The sequence below is a fragment of the Chitinophaga varians genome, assembly GCF_012641275.1.
Taxonomy (GTDB): Bacteria; Bacteroidota; Bacteroidia; order Chitinophagales; family Chitinophagaceae; genus Chitinophaga; species Chitinophaga varians_A.
Window position 1 is genome coordinate 16,063 of the sequence record NZ_JABAIA010000001.1, and the last position, 17,759, is coordinate 33,821.

The 17,759-nt window shown below is 48.5% G+C and carries 15 protein-coding genes; 12 read left to right on the forward strand and 3 right to left on the reverse strand.

Features of this window, described 5'->3' with window-relative positions:
- Positions 1-10: 10 nt before the first annotated feature.
- Complete coding sequence (locus HGH92_RS00035; RefSeq protein ID WP_168868731.1) at positions 11-2,434, reverse strand: outer membrane beta-barrel family protein; 2,424 nt, start codon at positions 2,432-2,434, stop codon at positions 11-13.
- 1,209 nt (positions 2,435-3,643) lie between these two features.
- The gene (locus HGH92_RS00040) at positions 3,644-4,291 is read right to left on the reverse strand and encodes a class I SAM-dependent methyltransferase (RefSeq protein ID WP_168868732.1); all 648 of its coding nucleotides are present in this window, start codon (positions 4,289-4,291) and stop codon (positions 3,644-3,646) included.
- Between the two features lie 413 nt (positions 4,292-4,704).
- Between HGH92_RS00040 and HGH92_RS00045 the strand changes: the two genes are divergently transcribed.
- The 5 genes from HGH92_RS00045 (at position 4,705) to HGH92_RS00065 (ending at position 8,381) form a co-directional block, all read left to right on the forward strand.
- On the forward strand, positions 4,705-5,475 hold the full coding sequence (locus HGH92_RS00045; protein ID WP_168868733.1) for an alpha/beta hydrolase: 771 nt from the start codon (positions 4,705-4,707) through the stop codon (positions 5,473-5,475).
- Between the two features lie 293 nt (positions 5,476-5,768).
- Positions 5,769-6,713, forward strand: a complete 945-nt coding sequence (locus HGH92_RS00050; protein ID WP_168868734.1) for a hypothetical protein — start codon at positions 5,769-5,771, stop codon at positions 6,711-6,713.
- Positions 6,714-6,725: 12 nt separating this feature from the next.
- The gene (locus HGH92_RS00055; protein WP_168868735.1) at positions 6,726-7,520 is read left to right on the forward strand and encodes a helix-turn-helix domain-containing protein; all 795 of its coding nucleotides are present in this window, start codon (positions 6,726-6,728) and stop codon (positions 7,518-7,520) included.
- A gap of 82 nt (positions 7,521-7,602) precedes the next feature.
- The gene (locus tag HGH92_RS00060) at positions 7,603-8,022 is read left to right on the forward strand and encodes a DoxX family protein (RefSeq protein ID WP_168868736.1); all 420 of its coding nucleotides are present in this window, start codon (positions 7,603-7,605) and stop codon (positions 8,020-8,022) included.
- A gap of 2 nt (positions 8,023-8,024) precedes the next feature.
- Complete coding sequence (locus HGH92_RS00065) at positions 8,025-8,381, forward strand: cupin domain-containing protein (protein ID WP_168868737.1); 357 nt, start codon at positions 8,025-8,027, stop codon at positions 8,379-8,381.
- Between the two features lie 36 nt (positions 8,382-8,417).
- Here HGH92_RS00065 and HGH92_RS00070 read toward each other — a convergent pair whose 3' ends face one another.
- Positions 8,418-8,669, reverse strand: coding sequence for a hypothetical protein (locus tag HGH92_RS00070; protein WP_168868738.1), 252 nt, complete (start codon positions 8,667-8,669; stop codon positions 8,418-8,420).
- A 244-nt stretch (positions 8,670-8,913) separates the two neighbouring features.
- Between HGH92_RS00070 and HGH92_RS00075 the strand changes: the two genes are divergently transcribed.
- The 7 genes from HGH92_RS00075 (at position 8,914) to HGH92_RS00105 (ending at position 17,754) form a co-directional block, all read left to right on the forward strand.
- Positions 8,914-10,122 (forward strand): acyltransferase family protein, encoded by a 1,209-nt coding sequence (locus tag HGH92_RS00075; RefSeq protein WP_168868739.1) that lies wholly within the window; start codon positions 8,914-8,916, stop codon positions 10,120-10,122.
- A gap of 84 nt (positions 10,123-10,206) precedes the next feature.
- Complete coding sequence (locus tag HGH92_RS00080) at positions 10,207-10,965, forward strand: polysaccharide biosynthesis/export family protein (RefSeq protein WP_168868740.1); 759 nt, start codon at positions 10,207-10,209, stop codon at positions 10,963-10,965.
- Positions 10,966-10,978: 13 nt separating this feature from the next.
- Positions 10,979-13,339 (forward strand): GumC family protein, encoded by a 2,361-nt coding sequence (locus tag HGH92_RS00085; RefSeq protein WP_168868741.1) that lies wholly within the window; start codon positions 10,979-10,981, stop codon positions 13,337-13,339.
- The gene (locus tag HGH92_RS00090) at positions 13,332-14,681 is read left to right on the forward strand and encodes a flippase (protein ID WP_168868742.1); all 1,350 of its coding nucleotides are present in this window, start codon (positions 13,332-13,334) and stop codon (positions 14,679-14,681) included. The genes HGH92_RS00085 and HGH92_RS00090 overlap by 8 nt, the downstream gene beginning before the upstream one ends.
- On the forward strand, positions 14,674-15,381 hold the full coding sequence (locus HGH92_RS00095) for an FkbM family methyltransferase (protein WP_168868743.1): 708 nt from the start codon (positions 14,674-14,676) through the stop codon (positions 15,379-15,381). Before HGH92_RS00090 ends, HGH92_RS00095 begins: the two co-directional genes overlap by 8 nt.
- Positions 15,378-16,322: a glycosyltransferase family 2 protein gene (locus HGH92_RS00100; protein WP_168868744.1), complete on the forward strand. Its 945-nt coding sequence runs from the start codon at positions 15,378-15,380 to the stop codon at positions 16,320-16,322. The genes HGH92_RS00095 and HGH92_RS00100 overlap by 4 nt, the downstream gene beginning before the upstream one ends.
- A 10-nt stretch (positions 16,323-16,332) precedes the next feature.
- A complete protein-coding gene (locus tag HGH92_RS00105; protein ID WP_168868745.1) occupies positions 16,333-17,754 on the forward strand; it encodes an O-antigen ligase family protein in 1,422 nt (473 codons plus the stop codon).
- Positions 17,755-17,759: the final 5 nt, after the last annotated feature.

Sequence of the window (17,759 nt, forward strand, 5' to 3'; positions counted from 1 at the left end):
ATTCTGACTGTTAGTTGGCTCCTTTGATGCGGTTCATCTCCTTTTCTGAGGCACTGGAATTGTTTTTTGCTTTGGGAATCTTGCTGTTCCCGAACTTGTAAGTCAGCGTCAGACGAGCGATCCTTGTTTCAAGTCTTTGGTGGTATTGATATTGTTGATTTGGCAATAAACTGGTAAAATACCGGGCGCGGGTATATAAAATATCTTTCACCGAAAGGCTTGCACTAAAGTGCCGGTTGATGGTCCTTGACACTCCGAAATCAAGACCATACTGGGGTTTATTATAAAAAACCGTCCCTGTTATATAGGGTGACTGATACCCAAAAGTCACTTCACATTTCGTTGCTTTATCAATGTTTATTGTCTGGTTGACATTAAAATTGTAGGATGCCCGGCGGGCGTCGAGTGGCACGCCGTCAAAGTCCGGTGTAGCGATGTGGTTAAGGTTGGCATTAAAGAAAACAAGGCCTGACCACCATGGCGTAATGCTGACGGGCAAAGTCAATGCAAAGGAAAATATGTCTTCTCTGGCCAGGTTATCAAAAGAAAAAACAAGCGTTTTAGATACAGGGTCTGTCTTTACTACCTCGCTCATTACCTGGCCCACCCTTACATAACTTACACTGGCGTTATACGTGTCCAGCAACGTATAGTTTAATTCAAAGGAATTGCTATACTGCGGCTTCAGATAAGGATTCCCCTGGCTGAATGTGAACTGGTCAAGAAAATAGACAAACGGATTAAGGTCCTCATAACTCGGACGGTCAATCCTTCTGCTATAAGCCAGGTTAAGTGTGCTTACCGCAGACAGCTTCCGGTCTATAAAAGCGGATGGGAAGAAATCTATATAATGTCGTTTTACACCTTCGCCGGCGTCGGGGGAAATGCCTTCCGAATTTGTCTGCTCTACGCGAAGACCGGCTTGTATTGCTGTTTTGTCGCCTTTGAAATTATAATTTACATAACCTGCATTGACATTTTCCCTATAGATAAAATGGTTGCTGAATACTGTCGGGAAGAAGGTGCCGTTTCTGAGCGAATCATATCCGAAGTTATTATTGGTTTTAATATAGGTGACCTTCATACCTGCATCCAGCACATGTTTTCGATCAAGCCACGGGCGCGAGTAATCTGTATTAAAAGAGTAGATATCTATCTTGACAGGTGAACTAATCCTCAAGGTATCTGCCTGCCGTAATGGTTTTCTGTCGGGCAGATAATAGGCGTTGTTATATTGGGTTACCTCCCGGGAATCAAAACGGCCTGCGTTAAAATCAAGTCCCAGTGTGCTGCCGGTGGTGTCCAGCTTGTATTCATAGGAAGCGCCATACCTGTAATCTCCATAGTCGCTTTTAAGAGGGGCTACCGACTCATAAGAGGAATCCGGTTTTCCGGTTTCCCTGCTGATACGTGTATTGTTGTACAGTGTCTGTGTGGCGTTAATGAAAGAGCCATCGGCAAAGATGCGGAAGGTGCTTCTGTCATTCGGAAAATATTCCATAGACACGTTGAAGTGGTTGTAGCCGATGCGCCGCACCCTGTCTGCCTCCTGATCGAACCGTGTTATCAGGTCTTTGTTGATATTGGTCCGTTCTACTGTTTGATCATTAAACCGCTGGTTACCGGAGGTAATATAGTTAACAGACAGATTGGTTTTCTTTGTCCTGAAATTGACAGTCACACCAGTATTCCACTTATAATACTTTCCATATCCGCCCATGGCATTTACCGTGCCATTAAAGCCAAGGGTCTTGTTGGTCTTCATTTTTATGTTGATGATACCTCCGGTGCCCTGTGCTTCATATTTGGCAGGTGGGTTTGTGATCAGTTCGATGGCGTGTACATTTGTTCCCGGTGTATTACGTAAAAGCTCGGCAAGATCAGCGGCAGAAAGATAGGTTGGTTTATCATTGATCAGCACCATTGTTCCTTCTTTTCCCCTGAGCGATAAATTGCCATCTTTGGACTCCGCTACTCCTGGCGCGCTTTGGAGAATTTCCAGCGCGGTATTCCCTTTTGCGATAACACTGTTTTCCACGTTCACCACCACGCGGTCAATCTTTTTCTCAATCAATGGTTTTTGTGCTGTAACAGATACTTCCTTCAGCATTTTCGCGGCATCCTGTTTTAACACGATATCCGGCAAAACGATAGTATCTCCTGTTCCGGCGCTGACCGCAAAAACGTCCGTTCTGGACAGCATATAACCTGTATAACTTGTTTTAAGAAAGTAACGTCCTGCTGAAACACCGGAAAAGGCAATAGTACCATCGGTCCCGGAAAACACACATTTTTTTTTCGCGGTATCTCCTGCATCTACCAGGCATACAACCGCAAACTCAAGCGGATGGCTGGCGGTATCCTTTACAAATCCTTTCAGCTGAACTTTTCCCTGTCCCCAGCCTGTCGCAAACAGTGCTGTGAATGCAGCCATTAAAAAAATACATTTCCTCATTAAGACGATTTTTTTCGTATTAATTCCACCCAATTATTTCATGGACGGCAATAGTAAGACATGCAATCCTTCACGCTGATTGTGTTGGCATCACAAACAACGCTTTTATTGCACTGTCTATAAAAAAGATGTATTACATTGACATGGATGATATCCAATATCAACCTACGTTATGCAAACAATAAGGGGTTTAGACACCTGTGAGCATTCGTCGGGATCGGGACTGCGCGTTGTTGGCTTACATGCGCGCTCGGTCTTGTGTGCGCATGCCGGTCTGTATGCGCATAACAGCGTTTCATATAATTCCTCATATATCCGTTTTTTCTTAATCCAATGTGACTACCAGAAATCAACACACACTCTCCACTCAAGCAGACAATGCTAAACGAACAGTTAATCGTCTCTGGAAAACAACGTTATATACTTTTCATCACCAATACATTGCCACGCTACACACTGCCGCCCCTTCCACCAGGGACAGCGATGTCCATTGACAACGTATTCATAACGAACAGTGGTCTTTATTCTAAAAATTAAATAGTGACAGAGGCAATCTGCAAATCTTAGCAAAAAACTTACACGATATTTTCCGGCATAGGACCTTCATGGAACGATTGCCCCATAAGGCACTAATAGACAAAAGAAGGAAACGTTGGCGCTCTACACAGCCTCGAAAACAAAAAAAAGAAAAAGAAACTTTTTGGCTATTTTGAATTTTTACGATCAATTCCAGGATGGAAGGTTAACGATCAAAAGACGTAGGGGTTCCCTTCGGGCTTACAAAAATCTCTCGACTGAATTTATATTTCATCAACGCTGATCCTGCAATCGTACTTCACAAATCTATAGAAAAAAAATTGTAACGACAAAGATTATCGCTGATAAAATTTTAAACTATTCTTGCATCGAACCCACTACCACTGCTATATTTCGCAGTACTGCAACATACATAGGATTCATAACATTAAAAAATACCCAACATTGGGTATATAAGATCCGGTGCTACAAAACACTACTGAAATAAATCATCAGTAGCATCTAATTAAGGGTATCTTAACATGCAAACAAACACCGCTATTATACGTGCATCCGGTACCGTTATATTCTCCATATCATATATGAGGCAAACAACATCCACTCACAAATTGATCATAAAAATATACCGGAGCACCATCGACGCCTGCAGAATTATTTCGCAGCCTCCAATGCCACTGCGTTGTCAAAACGCGTCTTCTCCTCCACCAGCCGGAACATGCCGTCGGTAGCGTCGTTGAACGAACAGCGGCGAACTTTTCTGAAACCCGCTTTTTGCAACTGGTGGGCCAGCGAGATGTGGTCCCACATATAGAGGTGCTCCTTGTTACCGAAAGCCGACTGCACCAGCTGACGGATGCCACGCTGCCGCTGTTGCCGCCCCAGCAGGGTTTCTTCCATAAATTTCACATTTGCCTCCTGGTCTTCCCCATGCAGGTTGTCTATATACTTCCTTGCCGCCGTTTCCAGGTCGGGCAATACGCAGCGGAAATAGCCACCGGGCTTTAGTATGCGGTAGGTATTACGGATAGCGGTGATACAGTCCTCGTACGACAGATGCTCCAACACGTGCGAGCAATAGACACCATCACAGGAGTTCTCCTCAATACCGGGCAATCCTGTAATAATATCGCCCTGGATCACGTCGGGATGAAAAGCCACATGCATCCGCTTTTTCAGCAAAGACCCGATCAGCGGCAACTGCTGCAGCCTGAGTGTCGGGGAAGCGTCAAAATTTTTCCAGCCCGGCGGCGCCGAAAAAGGGCCGCTGCCGTATTGGACATATAATTTTCCTCGTTCCATAATCACGCTTTGATATTTTAACAGTAATAGGGTTTGTCAGATACTGATAGAGAAAAAATAACACCGGACAACCGGATTTTGTTGGGCCGCGCGCTAACACCCGGCCCCGGGACCGGTACGCTTCCGGCCGCAGCGCTTCTAAAGCGTTTCTTACACCAACACAATTGATAATCAGAAACATATAAATACTCACATAATTCCTTGAATACATGCAGACAGATTAACTTTGTATTCAAACAGATATTTTATAGTTTTGCGCCGGTTCTATCAGTTGCTGGTGATACCCGGCAATATCCCTGTTAATACTGCTCACGCCTAAGCACCCATACTATTTTATGCTAACTCTGCCGATACGGATTAAATAAAATCCATATTTTAATAGTTCAACTTTTTAATTGCATTCGTTAATAACCATGTCTATCGGGCAAGAAGTGAAGAATTTTATGTCGCAACGTGTGAAAGTGATTTTTTATGTTTTATTGATATGCTGCAGTCTCCGGGGATTTTCTCAACCTTCTGCAGCTACCGCCAAAGACGAACAAAAAACCATCTACCTTTTTAGCGGGCTTGGGGCCGACTCCAGTTTATTCAGGAACCTGGAGCTTCCCGGCTACCATAAAGTATATATCAACTGGGTACCCTCGTCGCCAGACGAAACCATCACTGAATACGCCGCCAGGATAAAAGACCAGATTACCGTTGAAAATCCGTATATCATCGGGGTTTCCTTTGGTGGCATCGTGGCAGTGGAAGTGTCCAAACTGGTGAACACAAAAAAAATGGTGTTGATCTCCTCCGCCAGAACAAAAGATGAGCTGAGCAAGTTCCAGTTTTTTTTCATGAGACTGGGCTTATACAGGTTAGTCCCCCGCTTCCTGTTAAAGCGCATGAATTTTTTAACCTATAGCTACTTTGGCGCCCGTACCAAAATGGACAAGGACGCGCTAAAGGAGTTACTACAGGGCACAGATATTTATTTTTTCCGTTGGGCGCTGAAAAGTATTTCTCACTGGGAAAACAAACAACCACCCGAACACACCATTCAGGTACATGGGACAGCCGACAGGGTGATTGCCAGCAGGCTGGTACATCCTGATTACCGTATTAAAGGCGGCGGGCATCTCATGGTATTCAACAGGGCTGATACGATCAGTAAGATTATCATGCACTACTTCCGGGAGTAATGGCGACAGCTTATTTCCATTCCCATTCACGGACCGGATTATGCCGGTCCTTAAAATCACAGTAGCGTGCCTGGTGCAGCGTAACAACAAAATTAAAAAGCCCTGCAGCAGAGGTTGCAGGGCTTTTTAGTTACCACTCCCCCCGTCCGTCAGCCTGCTACAACACGGGCATCAGAAAATGAAAATAAAATCCGACATTTATGCCGCCGGAGTTTTATGAAACATTCCCTGCCAACTGGTTGGGTTCCTTTTTCTCCCGCCCTGTCATGATTTCCGATAGTAAACGATCACACATGAAACCTCTCCTGACTCTTTGCCTGTTCTTGTGCATTGCCGTCGGCGCCCGTTCCCAGTACAAACTGGACAGCGTTATCCGCAATACCAAAACAGCCCGGCATGTCCGTATCCCCGGTACTCATCTCTACATCATTCCGCCGGCACACTATGACATCGCTAAAAATTTCATCGGGCTGCATCACAAGGAGAGAGGTATGATCAACGTGTACGACCTGCCGGGAGGGAACTTCTATACCAATGCAGCGTCTTTCAGCAAAGAGGCTTTTATTGAAAAAGGCGCTACAGTGTATAACTACCAGGAGTTGAAGATCGATGGCTATCCGGCGAAGTTTGTGGCCGCCCAGGGCGCTCCTACGCATATTACGCTTGGACTTGTTTTCGGGGACACTACCTTCTCCACCTCTGTAATGGCAGTATACCCTACCGGCAACGAGGCCGCCGGTAAAGAGATGCTGGCCAGCCTCCGCACCATCTGGTACGACCCGCAGCAGAAGATCGACCCTTTTGAAACGGCCAATTTCACCATCGATACCAGCAATACGCCTTTCCGGTTCTTTAAATATGCCGCCAGCCTGTACATCTACACCATCAATGGCATGGACACCAAAGATGATCCGGACGGACCGTTCGTGATGGTGGCCCAGTTTCCCAATGACAATACCGCCAGGCCAAAGGAAATTGCCGCGCTTATGGTCGGCAAATTCCGGGAATATGGCCTTACTGCACCGGAAACCAAAGCGGAAATCAATGACCGCATCAATAACAACGAAGCTTATCAGCTGGAAATACAGGGACAGCTGAAAGACAAACCGGTGACCGCCTACTGTTGCGTGGTCGTGAAAGGCGATCAGGCCATCGTGCTGCAGGCCATCAGCAAAAAAGACGCTACGCGCGACCTTCAATATTTTAAACAACTGGCTGCTTCCATACAGGTAAAATAGTATCTTCCATTTATGTCGTTGATCACCATCACCACACTTGAACCATCTCTTCTTCCGGACAAGCCACGCCGCGTAATGCGGTACGTGCTGTTATATTGCCATACCGGTTCCCTGGTCATTTCCGTTGACCACCGCGACTTTAAGCTGGGCGCCGGCGACGTGATCACCATCACCTCGGGCCAGATACACCATATCCGCGAAAATCATCAGGCTACCGGCTACCTGCTGGAGTTTACGCTTGACTTCTTCTGTAAGGACGATAATGATATAGAACTGATTTTCCACAACGGCCTTTTCTGTCATTTCGCGATGAATGAAGTGATACCCGTCGGCCACGGCGTGGCGGACGCGCAGCTGGCGCTCATACAGGAAGAAATAGCGCAACAGCCCTATCAGTACCTGATTTCTGTCCATAGCCGTATTACGCTCATACTGGTGGCCATCAACAGGGCCAAAGTGCAGCGCGGCGATGAAATATGGAAACCGGACGCCCTCTTCCTCAAATTCCTGGAGGCCGTACGCAACAACTTTGAACACAACTACGCGCCGAAGGAACTGGCCTCCCTGCTGGGCACCACAGAAGCCAAACTCAATGAACTGGCCCGCCTGCATGCCGGCAAAACAGCCCAGAACGTGATATATGGCCTCATCACCTCGGAAGCCAAGCGGCTGCTGACCTACGGTGATCTTTCCGTCAAGGAGGTGGCTTACAAACTGGGGTTCAATGATCCTTTTTATTTCTCCAATTTCTTTAAAAAACAGGCCCAATTATCTCCCAAACAATATAAAGAGCAGCATGCCCTGTAAATATTACATGTTTTTTGCAGGATTCTCTATTTTCTAACCACCCCTGAAATGCCAACTTTGTACTGTCAAAAACAAACAGTACATGAAATCATATCAGGACATCGCCGCCTTACTGTTAAGGCTTTCACTGGGGACCGGTTTCCTTTCGGCCGTAGCCAGCAGGCTGGGGCTCTGGGGCAGCCGTTCTTCCGGCTGGCAGAACTTTCTGCAATACACCGCTCAGGTCAATTCCTTTGCGCCTGCCCGTATCATACCCGCGATAGCGGTCATCGCCACCATACTGGAAACATCACTCGGCATATTACTGCTGGCTGGATTTAAAACCCAGCTGGCAGCCATCAGCGCCATGATGCTGACATTATGCTTCGGAATAGCTATGGCCTGGTCCTTCGGCCTGAAAGAGCCCTTGGATTATTCCGTATTCGCTTTCAGCGCCGGCGCTTTTATGCTGGCCACCCTCCCCGGCTACCGCTGGAGCATTGATCAACTTTTAAATTCTTAATTATGCATACAGACATTAACCACTACATTACCCGCAGCACCCAGCAGGACTGGCAACCACTTGTTGAAAATGGCATACACTATAAAGGCATCTTTGTAAAATCCCTGCGATACGACGAAGAGAGTCAGCGCTCCAAAACCATCTTACTGAAGTTTGAACCAGGGGCCACCTATCCTTATCATAACCACCCTGCCGGCGAAGAAATTTTTGTATTAAGCGGAGAGGCCGTACTAGAACACGCTACCCTGACAGCCGGCGACTACCTGTATACGCCGCCAGGATTCAAACACTCAGTTAGCAGTCCTATCGGATGCACCCTGTTTTTTGTTATCCCGGAAGAAGTGGAAATATTGGGTTAATGAAGTACCGCCCCGGCAACGTCGCCGGGGCTTTTTTTACGACCTGTTGTTCATTGCTTCAAAAGCTGCTTGGGTATAAGGCGGTTCCATTTTAAAACGGTACACATGCACCACCTGCTCTTCACCTGACGAGAGATCGTACAACGTCATGGCATAAGCGCCGTTCTCGTCTGACCAGTCATACTGCAGTACTTGCCGGAGTAATGTTTCCACTTCCAGTGTGGAGTTGCAAACAGCGGTATAGCGTATTGTTTTTTCGGGCCCTCTGAAGTCGATCCTGTATTTCATGTTCGCCTATTGGAAGTTCAGACCTATAGTTTTCAGATCTGTAATTTTTTTTAAATTGCACAGATTGCTGCTCTAAAGGTAACGAATCTTTCCTTACGGCACACGCTGCTTATTCATTTTGTTCACTTGTCTCCCACCCTGATTATTTTATTCATTAGTTCCACGCACTGCTATTGCGTTCGTTTTCTTGTTAACTTCCATATCACAGGAAACCCGATTTGATTAACCTCTAACCATTCTTTCTATGGAGAAGAACCGCTCCCCTGTTGTCCCGACCTATTTTCATAGTCTGGATGCTTTCAGGGGCATCGCGGCCGTGATTGTCGTCCTCTTTCATTGGCAAATGTTTTTTTACCCTAACGACGTATTTACGACCGGCGGTGAACTAAACAAGTCCCTGCCCTTCTATTCTGCATTATCTCTTTTCTACACACATGGCATGGTGTCGGTAGATATCTTTTTTCAGCTCTCGGGTTTCATTTTCTTTTGGTTATATGCCAATGCTATTGCAAGCGGCAAGATAGATTTCAGAAAGTTCTGGATATACCGGTTTTCAAGACTATATCCGCTTCACTTCGCAACACTGTTGATAGTAGCCGTTTTGCAGCCACTGGTATGGCAAACGACGGGGCATTATTTTGTGATCCAGTATAATGACGCGTATCACTTTTTGCTGAACATTCTCTTTATTCAGAATTGGGGATTTGAAGTCGGGCCGTCTTTTAATGCACCTTCCTGGTCTGTGTCGGTAGAAATATTTCTCTACCTGTTATTTTTTCTGATCTGCAAACTGAGATGGCATACCAATAAAGCGTTACTGTTGCTGCTCATCCCTGCAGGCGCGCTCATGCAACATTACACCCTGCTTATCGGGAAAGGTGTTTTTTCCTTTTTCCTGGGGGCCCTTTTATATTATGTTTACAACTATCTGGTACAACATAAAAACATTCGCACCTATTTCCGGGTTATCAGTATAGTTACTATCGTTCTCTGGGCGGTGGTCATTATATCTTACTATTATTATCCTTTCCTGCAACAGGCATGGACAAACAACATCGGCAGGCTACGCCCTGGTCTCAGCGCAGAGCAGTCCGCCGAAGCATATGGTGTTGTCAGAAACCTGTTGTTCAGGGTCACGGTAGCCCCCTGCACCATCTTATCGCTGGTGCTGCTGGAAACCACCGTACGTCCCTTTCACCGCCGCTGGTCTATTCTCGGCAATTGCAGCTATGCAATTTACCTGCTGCATTTTCCCTTGCAGATAGCAACGGTCCTCGCCATGCAACAGCTGCACCTGGACCGCCGCCTGCTGCTTACTCCCTGGGTGATGATCGCTTTTATCAGCATGGTCATTCTCCTAAGCCTGGCCGTTTACTATTATTTTGAACAGCCGGCGCAGGACAAAATCCGGCAAGCCACGCTTTCCCGGCGGAAAGGCATATTGGCATCCTGAAGTTTATACGTGCCACAGTGAAAAGCACTGGACGGCCCCGATATATTAATCCGTAGTTCACACTTAAAAGCATCAGGTACCCGTATGCAGTCATTTCGCATGACCTTGCTGATCCTGGCCATGTTGATGGCAGGATGCACCGGCAGCAAGAAGATAACTTACTTCAACGACATCGCTGACGCTACCGGACACACCTCCGTTGCACGGTATCCACAGCTGAGAATCCAGTCAGGAGATGTCTTACAGATCATCGTCAGCACCCCGGACAAGGACGTCACACAACTCCTCAATCCCAACCCCCCGGGTGCGCCCGGCCCTTCAGGCACAGGCGTCGATCAGGGATACCTCGTAGACAGCGCCGGATATATCCGGATGCCCATCGCCGGCAGGTTGTTCGTCAGAAACAAAACCACCGCAACGATCGATGAGATGGTGACAACAGAACTGTCGAAAACCCTGAAAAACGTGTATGTCTCCACACGCATGGTCAGCTTCAGGATTTCGGTGCTCGGGGACGTGGCACATCCCGGCTCCTTCAGAGTGGGCAACGAAAGGACCACCATCCTCGATGCGCTCAGCATGGCAGGCGACATGAACACCTCCGCTGACAGGAAAGATGTAATGGTCATCCGCGAAACAGACGGCGTGAGATATTACACCTCGCTCAACCTGAACGACAGTAAAACAATGAGCTCACCGTATTTCTATCTGGCCAATAATGACGTAGTGTACATCAAACCCGGACCGGGCAAACAGTTCCCTACGTCGAAACTGGTACAGCTGCTGCCTGTCATACTCAGTGCTATTTCACTGGCGACTACGATCATTCTTCTCAGTAAATGAAAAAAAAGGTACCATGGCACCGCTCAAAGCAATCCACAACCGGCCGGCCGCCATCGACATTGGCGACCTGTTCAGGAAAATGCTCTTTCACTGGCCCCTTTACCTGCTGGCCATTCTGCTCGCCATAGCAGCGGGATGGGCCTATCTGCGGTATACACCGCCGTCCTATATGTCGTCGGCCCGCCTGTACCTGAAAGATGAAAAAAAAGGCAACGGCGAGGAAACAGACGTGCTCAAATCCCTCTCCCTGCTGGGAAGCGGTAAAAACATGGAAAACGAAATGGAAGTGCTGCACTCCCCCATCCTGCTACAACGGGTCATCAGCAGCAATCATTTCAACGTCCGGTATTTCACGCCGCAACATCTGCAGGATAAAGAATGGTACCCCACATCCCCCATCGTCATTCAAGTTTTGAGCGACAGCTCCCGCACCGGCAACTATACGTTCGATGTGTCCCGCATCCGGCAGGACTTTGACGTGAAAGCACGCTCGGGCAAAGACAAACGTACCCTACATTTCACCGTGGCGCCCAATGTTCCTTTTGCCATCGGGAAAGATACCTTCTCCCTGCAATCCGGCCCGATGTCACTTTCCGAAGCAAGCACCTGCCGCATTGAAGTGGATTCCGCCATTGAACTGGCTTACAAATCAGTCGACGATATCACCACCGCGCTCGTCAACCGCGACGCCACGGTGATCGTGATCACCTATAAGGACCCCGTGGCCCGCCGAAGCGCCGACTTTCTCAACGCACTGCTGGACGAATACAACGACTATACGCTCAGTGATAAAAACAAAGCAGGCGTAAAAACCATCCACTTCCTCAATACCCGCATCGATTCGCTGAAAGAAGAACTCGGACTGCTGGAACGCACAGAAGAACAATTTAAGGTGCAACGCGGCATCACCGATATCGACGCCAGTTCCAAACTGGCACTGGAACAGGTAAAAGACGCCGACATCAAACTCAACGAAGCCAACCTGCAAATGGCCGTCATGGACGAAGTGGAACAATATATCAATACCCCCGATAACAACACGCCTTTTACACCGCTCACCGGCACCGTAGACCAAACGCTGACGGGCATGATCAATCGTTATGAGGAAGCCCTTCGCGACCAGCGGAAACTATCGCTTGCCGTACAGCCGTCCAGCTTCCTGATGCAAAACGTGGACGCACAGGTAAATGCCGCCCGCAGCACCATCCGCGATTACATCAGCGGCTACCGCCGCAACGCCGGCGTGGCACAACATACCACACAACAGAAAGTGAACGCCATACAAGGCAAAATAGCCAGTATACCTTCCTACGCGCGGGAATATGTCAATATTAAACGGCAACAAAGCGTGAAGGAAAACCTCTATCTCTACCTCCTTAAGAAAAAAGAAGAAGCCTCCGTCACCTACGCCAGTAACGTGATAGACAATAAAGTCATTGCGCCGGCCTTCGTACCTGAAAAACCCGTAAGCCCCAAAAAGCCGATGATCTTCATCAGCTTCGCGGTACTGGCGGTAGTTGCCGTCAGCGTTTATGTATATATAAAATACTTCCTCAATCCGCGCATCCTCAGCCGCAAAGAAATCGAACAGGTATTTAATCTGCCGGTGATCGCCGAGGTCTTCCAGCAAACGGAAGGTGTGCGCGATTTCTCCCTCAACAACCATGCGGTGCTCACGGAACAGATTTTTAACCTCCGCACCAATCTGCGCTTCCTGCTGGCAGACCATAAAGGACCTGCCACTGTGATGCTCACCTCCAGTATATCGGGAGAAGGCAAAACCTTCCTGTCGGCCCACCTTGCCAATTCCCTCACGGTGAACAACAAAAAGGTGGTGCTGCTGGAAATGGACCTGCGCAAACCCAAGCTGTCCAACTTCTTTGGCCTTGACCATAAAAACGGTATCACCAACTATCTGGTCGGCAACAGGTCCATCGATGATATCATCCGGGAAGTACCAGGCACTCACAACCTGTACATCGTTTCCGCCGGACCCATACCGCCCAATCCGATTGAACTGATAGAAAGTCCGCGAATGGCCGGTCTGCTGGCGGAGCTGAAAACCCGGTTCGACTATATCATTATCGACACCTCGCCGGTAGGCATCGTATCAGACGCTAAAAGCATCGCCACGTATGTGGACTGCACCCTGTTTACCGTCCGATACAACTATACCCACAAAGCCAGGCTGATAGCCATGGAAGAAAGCATGAAGGAAACCTTCTTCAAAAAGAAAGGGCTCATATTCAACGGTATCATACAAGACACTTTTTATCCATACTACTATTACGGCAAGTATTCGTATGACGAAAGAAAAAACCGTAAGAGCAGCTGGACGACCATCTTCAAAAAAACAGCTAAACGAATTGCGTAAAGTATTTGAAAACAGCAGCTGGCTGCTGATCGACAAAATAAGTAAGCTCTTCCCGGGCATACTGGTGCTGGCCCTGATGGCCAGGCACCTGGGGCCCCGTGTATTTGGCATATGGAACTATACGATCGCCTTCAGCGCTATCATGGCCAGCATCGCCGTACTGGGCATGGACAAACTGGTCATCAAGGAACTAATGGCCTCCGAAGAAGATTCACCCCGCATTGTCAGCACCATCGCCTTTATGCGGCTGACAGCAGCGCTGGCCTGTATGCTGCTCAGCATTTTCCTGGTACACCTGATGAACCCCGGACCGGTATACCTGTTATGTATCATCTTCTCGTCCTTTACCATGCTGCTGCAGTCGTTTGACGTGATGGACGGATTTTACCAGGTCAGCAACAGCCTGAAAACCGTGATCGTACCCAAAGTGACAGTATTCCTGGTTTTCTGCGCCATCAAATGCATCGCTATCTTTTACAACGCACCGCTGCTCACCTTCCTCTGGATCACGCTGCTGGAACTGGTCACGACCTATGTATGGATACTGGGAAAATACAGCCTGCAGTTTACGCCGCCATCGTTGCGGCAGGTGAGCCTGCGCATGGCCCGGCGCCTGCTGGGCGACAGCTGGGTGCTCATCATGGCCAATCTCGTAGTGGTGCTGTTCATGAAGGTGGACAACATACTGCTGAATATGCTGGCCACCCCGGAAGAACTGGGCAATTATGTAGTGGCCGTACGCATTTCCGAGTTGTGGTATGCCCTCCCTACCGTAGTGTCTACGGCGATGCTGCCGATGCTGTTCCGCAAAAAGGAACAAAGCCACGCTGCCTATCTGCAAACACTGGGCAGGTGGCTGCGTATTTCCTGCTTTATCAGCCTGTCGCTGGCCGTGGTCATCAGCCTGTCTGCCGGTATGCTCATGCAACTGTTGTACGGTTCCGCATACGCCACCGCAGCAGGTATACTACGCATCCACATATGGTCCGCCATACCGGTTTTCCTGATGTTGGTCATCGTGCAATATCTTTTTGTAGAAGGGAAATACAAATTATACCTGTATGGCAACGTAGTAGGCCTGGTGCTGAATGTTGTCATCAATCTGCTGCTGATACCGCACACAGGTGGCAAAGGCGCTGCTATCGCTACCGTGGCGGCATATGCCAGTGTATACATCATGATGGTAGTACAAGACAAAAGCGGACAAGCATGGCTGCTCGCCCGCGATCTGCTACATCCCGTAAAGATATATACGGATGTAGCAGATATCAGTCAAATCCTGCGCAAATCGTGGAACACCTATTTGTTTAGCGGTTCCCACAAATCAATTCCACATGAATAGATTAAAACATATCATCAAAAAGGTCCTGGCAGCGCTCTTCCCGCGCTTCCCATACCAGGTTGTGGCTTATAGTTCTGAAGGAGAAGACCTTATCCTCCGGCGCATCTTCAACAGGAAGAGGAAGGGCGTATATGTAGACATTGGCGCACACCACCCGTTCCGGTTTTCCAACACCTACCTGTTTTACCGCAAAGGCTGGCGGGGCATCAACGTCGATCCGCAACCCGGTATGCAGACGTTGTTCAACAAATACCGCCCCGGCGACACCAACCTGGAGATGGGTGTTTCAGGCGTACCACAGGAACTGACTTACGCCATTTTTAATGAACCGGCGCTCAATACCTTTTCCGCAGAAAGAGTACTGGAATATACCCAGAAACCCGACTACCAGGTTATTGACCGGAAAACGGTAAAAACCGCCCCACTGGCCGATATACTGGACACACACCTCCCTGCCAGCACCCCCATCGACTTTATTACCATCGATGTGGAAGGGATGGACCTCGAAGTGCTTCGCTCCAACAACTGGGACAAGTACCGGCCGTCTTATGTGCTGGTGGAGTCGGAGCCTTACAACATGGAAAAAGAAGATGATGAACTGCTCGGCTTTATGCGGGAAATGGGCTACAGCATCTTCGCCAAAACCTGCTATACCTATTTTTTCAAAAACAACCGGCTGAAAGGCAATGAATGGTTATGATGCACACTCCTGTTTTGATATTGATATTTAACCGGCCCGACAAGGTGCAACAGCTGATGGACCATCTGCGCAGGCAACGGCCGGCGCACCTGTACATCGCGGCAGATGGTCCCCGTGCAGACAGGCCGGGAGAAACCCTTCAATGTCAGGCAACACGGCAGGCCGCCATATCCGCCATCAACTGGCCCTGTGATGTAAAAACGCTCTTCCGTTCCCATAACCTGGGCTGTGGCAAGGCTGTCAGCAGCGCCATCGACTGGTTTTTTGAACACAACGCCGAGGGTATTATCCTGGAAGATGACTGCCTGCCAGATCCTACTTTTTTTTCCTTCTGCACTGCCATGTTGCAGCACTACCGTAACGATACATCGGTGATGCATATCAACGGCAGCAACTTTCAGTTTGGCCGCCGCCGCGGACATGCCTCCTATTACTACTCCCGCTTTGCGCATGTATGGGGCTGGGCATCCTGGAGAAGGGCATGGCAACAGTATGACTTCACCTTGCAACGTTACCAGGAATTTCCTTCCGATGGATTGAGCACCATGCTCAAAAACGACAGGAAAGCCGTATGCAATCAGCAACTGGACACCTGGGACGTACAATGGTTCCTCAGCGTGTGGTTCAACCAGGGCTGGACCATCACGCCCAACGTAAGCCTAGTCCGGAACACCGGTTACGGTAACGGTTCTACGCATACGCTGCGCGAGCCCGGCTGGTTTAAGAAAATAAATTACGGACAAATGCCTGTCATCATACATCCGGAAGAGCGCCGCATTGACGAAGCAGCCGATCAGTATGCCGCTTCGATGATGTATTCGCCAAGTCGACTGTACACCACGGTGCGCAATGTGATCAAAGGCAACCCTGCTCTCTTCCGGCTTTACCAGCGACTGATGATCAGCAACAAAAAACCTGAAATTATCAAACTAAATAAATGAACAAATAACAATGGACACCGCTTACCTGGACCTACGCAGCAGTAACCTCTTTGTGGAAATCTTCAAGGAATGTATGCCCTTGCTGATCGCTACCTGGTTGCTTATTGCCTATCACCGCAAGCGGATCAACATCCTGGACCTGCTCTTATATGCTTTTGCCACTGAGGCCTACACCCTGATGATGATAGGACCTACTTTCAATGCATCATTTTTTGTTGGCCTATACCTCACCATCAGCCAGGTCCACCAGGTATTTACAGGCAGGGTGCATATCCGCCGGGAATACCTGCTGTTGCTTTTACTGCCCCTGATTTCCCAGATGATGGTGATGATGCTGAGCCAGGTTTATGAAAACCCCTTCTCTGTTGAAGGCAACACCAGCGGTTTTTATTTCAGGCCGATCTATTTCTATCTGAAGAATTATCTCCCGTTGTTCGCCATCGGTTCCCGGATTTTACAGGAGCGGGACACCATTTCTTTTGAAGGACTGGGGCGCACCATGAAAAAGATCGCGCTGTATTCCTCTGGCGTGGGGATCTTACAGCTATTTGTGCAGGTAGTGCTGCACAATGATACTTTAGGGGAACTGCTGGGCTTACAGCAGCGGTATATGCTGGAACAGATCAACGGCCCTATGGGCGTAAGGATACAGGCCTTCTTTGCCGAACCGAAAGTTTTTTGCGCTTTTATATCCCTGACTATTCCATTCTTTTTACGTGACCGCCAATACAAATCCGCTTTCTGGGTTTTCCTGATGGCCGTACAAACCTCGTCCCAGACATTCTGGATCAACATGGTGTCAGGCGCTATTGTGTTCTTATTACTAAAACCCATACGGTCAGTACGTTTCAAGTCACTGGCCAGCATGGGCGTGATCATCTGCATTTTCCTCAGCATTGCCAGCGCCAAAGATGTGCTGATGCAATACTACCTGAAAAACAGGAACGAGCCTATCTCCCGCATGTTGCTGGAGCGGTCTGTCAGCAGGTATGACACCCAGTACTGGCAGCGGGACAACCAGATACTGGGTATTCCCCTGCAACGGGACATGGAGCTGCCCGTAGTGGATTTTCTCAGGGACCATCCTTATTTGCTGTGGACCGGCTACGGCCCGGGCAACAGTACGTTTATACCCGGCCATTATTTTTCCGGATTGATGCGGTACATGCAACAGCTGGAAGGCGTGGGCGGCCATAACCTGAACATGCGGTGGTTTTATATCCTCGCGGAGTTCGGCATGATCGGCCTGTTGTTTTTCTTTTGGTTGCTGACGAGGGCCGACGGGCAGTTGCCGCCTTTTCAGCGTAACTACCTGGTGTATGTAGTGGTTTGCTTTTTTTTCAGCCAGATAGATTTGTTCCTCCTGATCATGGCCATGTTAAGCCAGCCCATGCCGGAAGAGGAACAGGTCCGTCAGCCTTTATTAACGTGAAGACA

Coding starts and splice junctions, on each gene's coding strand:
- HGH92_RS00070 (WP_168868738.1), bottom strand. CDS start 8,669: ATGAAATACAGGATCGACTTCAGAGGGCCCGAAAAAACAATACGCTAT.
- HGH92_RS00085 (WP_168868741.1), top strand. CDS start 10,979: ATGGCACCGCTCAAAGCAATCCACAACCGGCCGGCCGCCATCGACATT.
- HGH92_RS00065 (WP_168868737.1), top strand. CDS start 8,025: ATGCATACAGACATTAACCACTACATTACCCGCAGCACCCAGCAGGAC.
- HGH92_RS00045 (WP_168868733.1), top strand. CDS start 4,705: ATGTCTATCGGGCAAGAAGTGAAGAATTTTATGTCGCAACGTGTGAAA.
- HGH92_RS00035 (WP_168868731.1), bottom strand. CDS start 2,434: ATGGCTGCATTCACAGCACTGTTTGCGACAGGCTGGGGACAGGGAAAA.
- HGH92_RS00080 (WP_168868740.1), top strand. CDS start 10,207: ATGCAGTCATTTCGCATGACCTTGCTGATCCTGGCCATGTTGATGGCA.
- HGH92_RS00095 (WP_168868743.1), top strand. CDS start 14,674: ATGAATAGATTAAAACATATCATCAAAAAGGTCCTGGCAGCGCTCTTC.
- HGH92_RS00055 (WP_168868735.1), top strand. CDS start 6,726: ATGTCGTTGATCACCATCACCACACTTGAACCATCTCTTCTTCCGGAC.
- HGH92_RS00100 (WP_168868744.1), top strand. CDS start 15,378: ATGATGCACACTCCTGTTTTGATATTGATATTTAACCGGCCCGACAAG.
- HGH92_RS00050 (WP_168868734.1), top strand. CDS start 5,769: ATGAAACCTCTCCTGACTCTTTGCCTGTTCTTGTGCATTGCCGTCGGC.
- HGH92_RS00075 (WP_168868739.1), top strand. CDS start 8,914: ATGGAGAAGAACCGCTCCCCTGTTGTCCCGACCTATTTTCATAGTCTG.
- HGH92_RS00060 (WP_168868736.1), top strand. CDS start 7,603: ATGAAATCATATCAGGACATCGCCGCCTTACTGTTAAGGCTTTCACTG.
- HGH92_RS00105 (WP_168868745.1), top strand. CDS start 16,333: ATGGACACCGCTTACCTGGACCTACGCAGCAGTAACCTCTTTGTGGAA.
- HGH92_RS00040 (WP_168868732.1), bottom strand. CDS start 4,291: ATGGAACGAGGAAAATTATATGTCCAATACGGCAGCGGCCCTTTTTCG.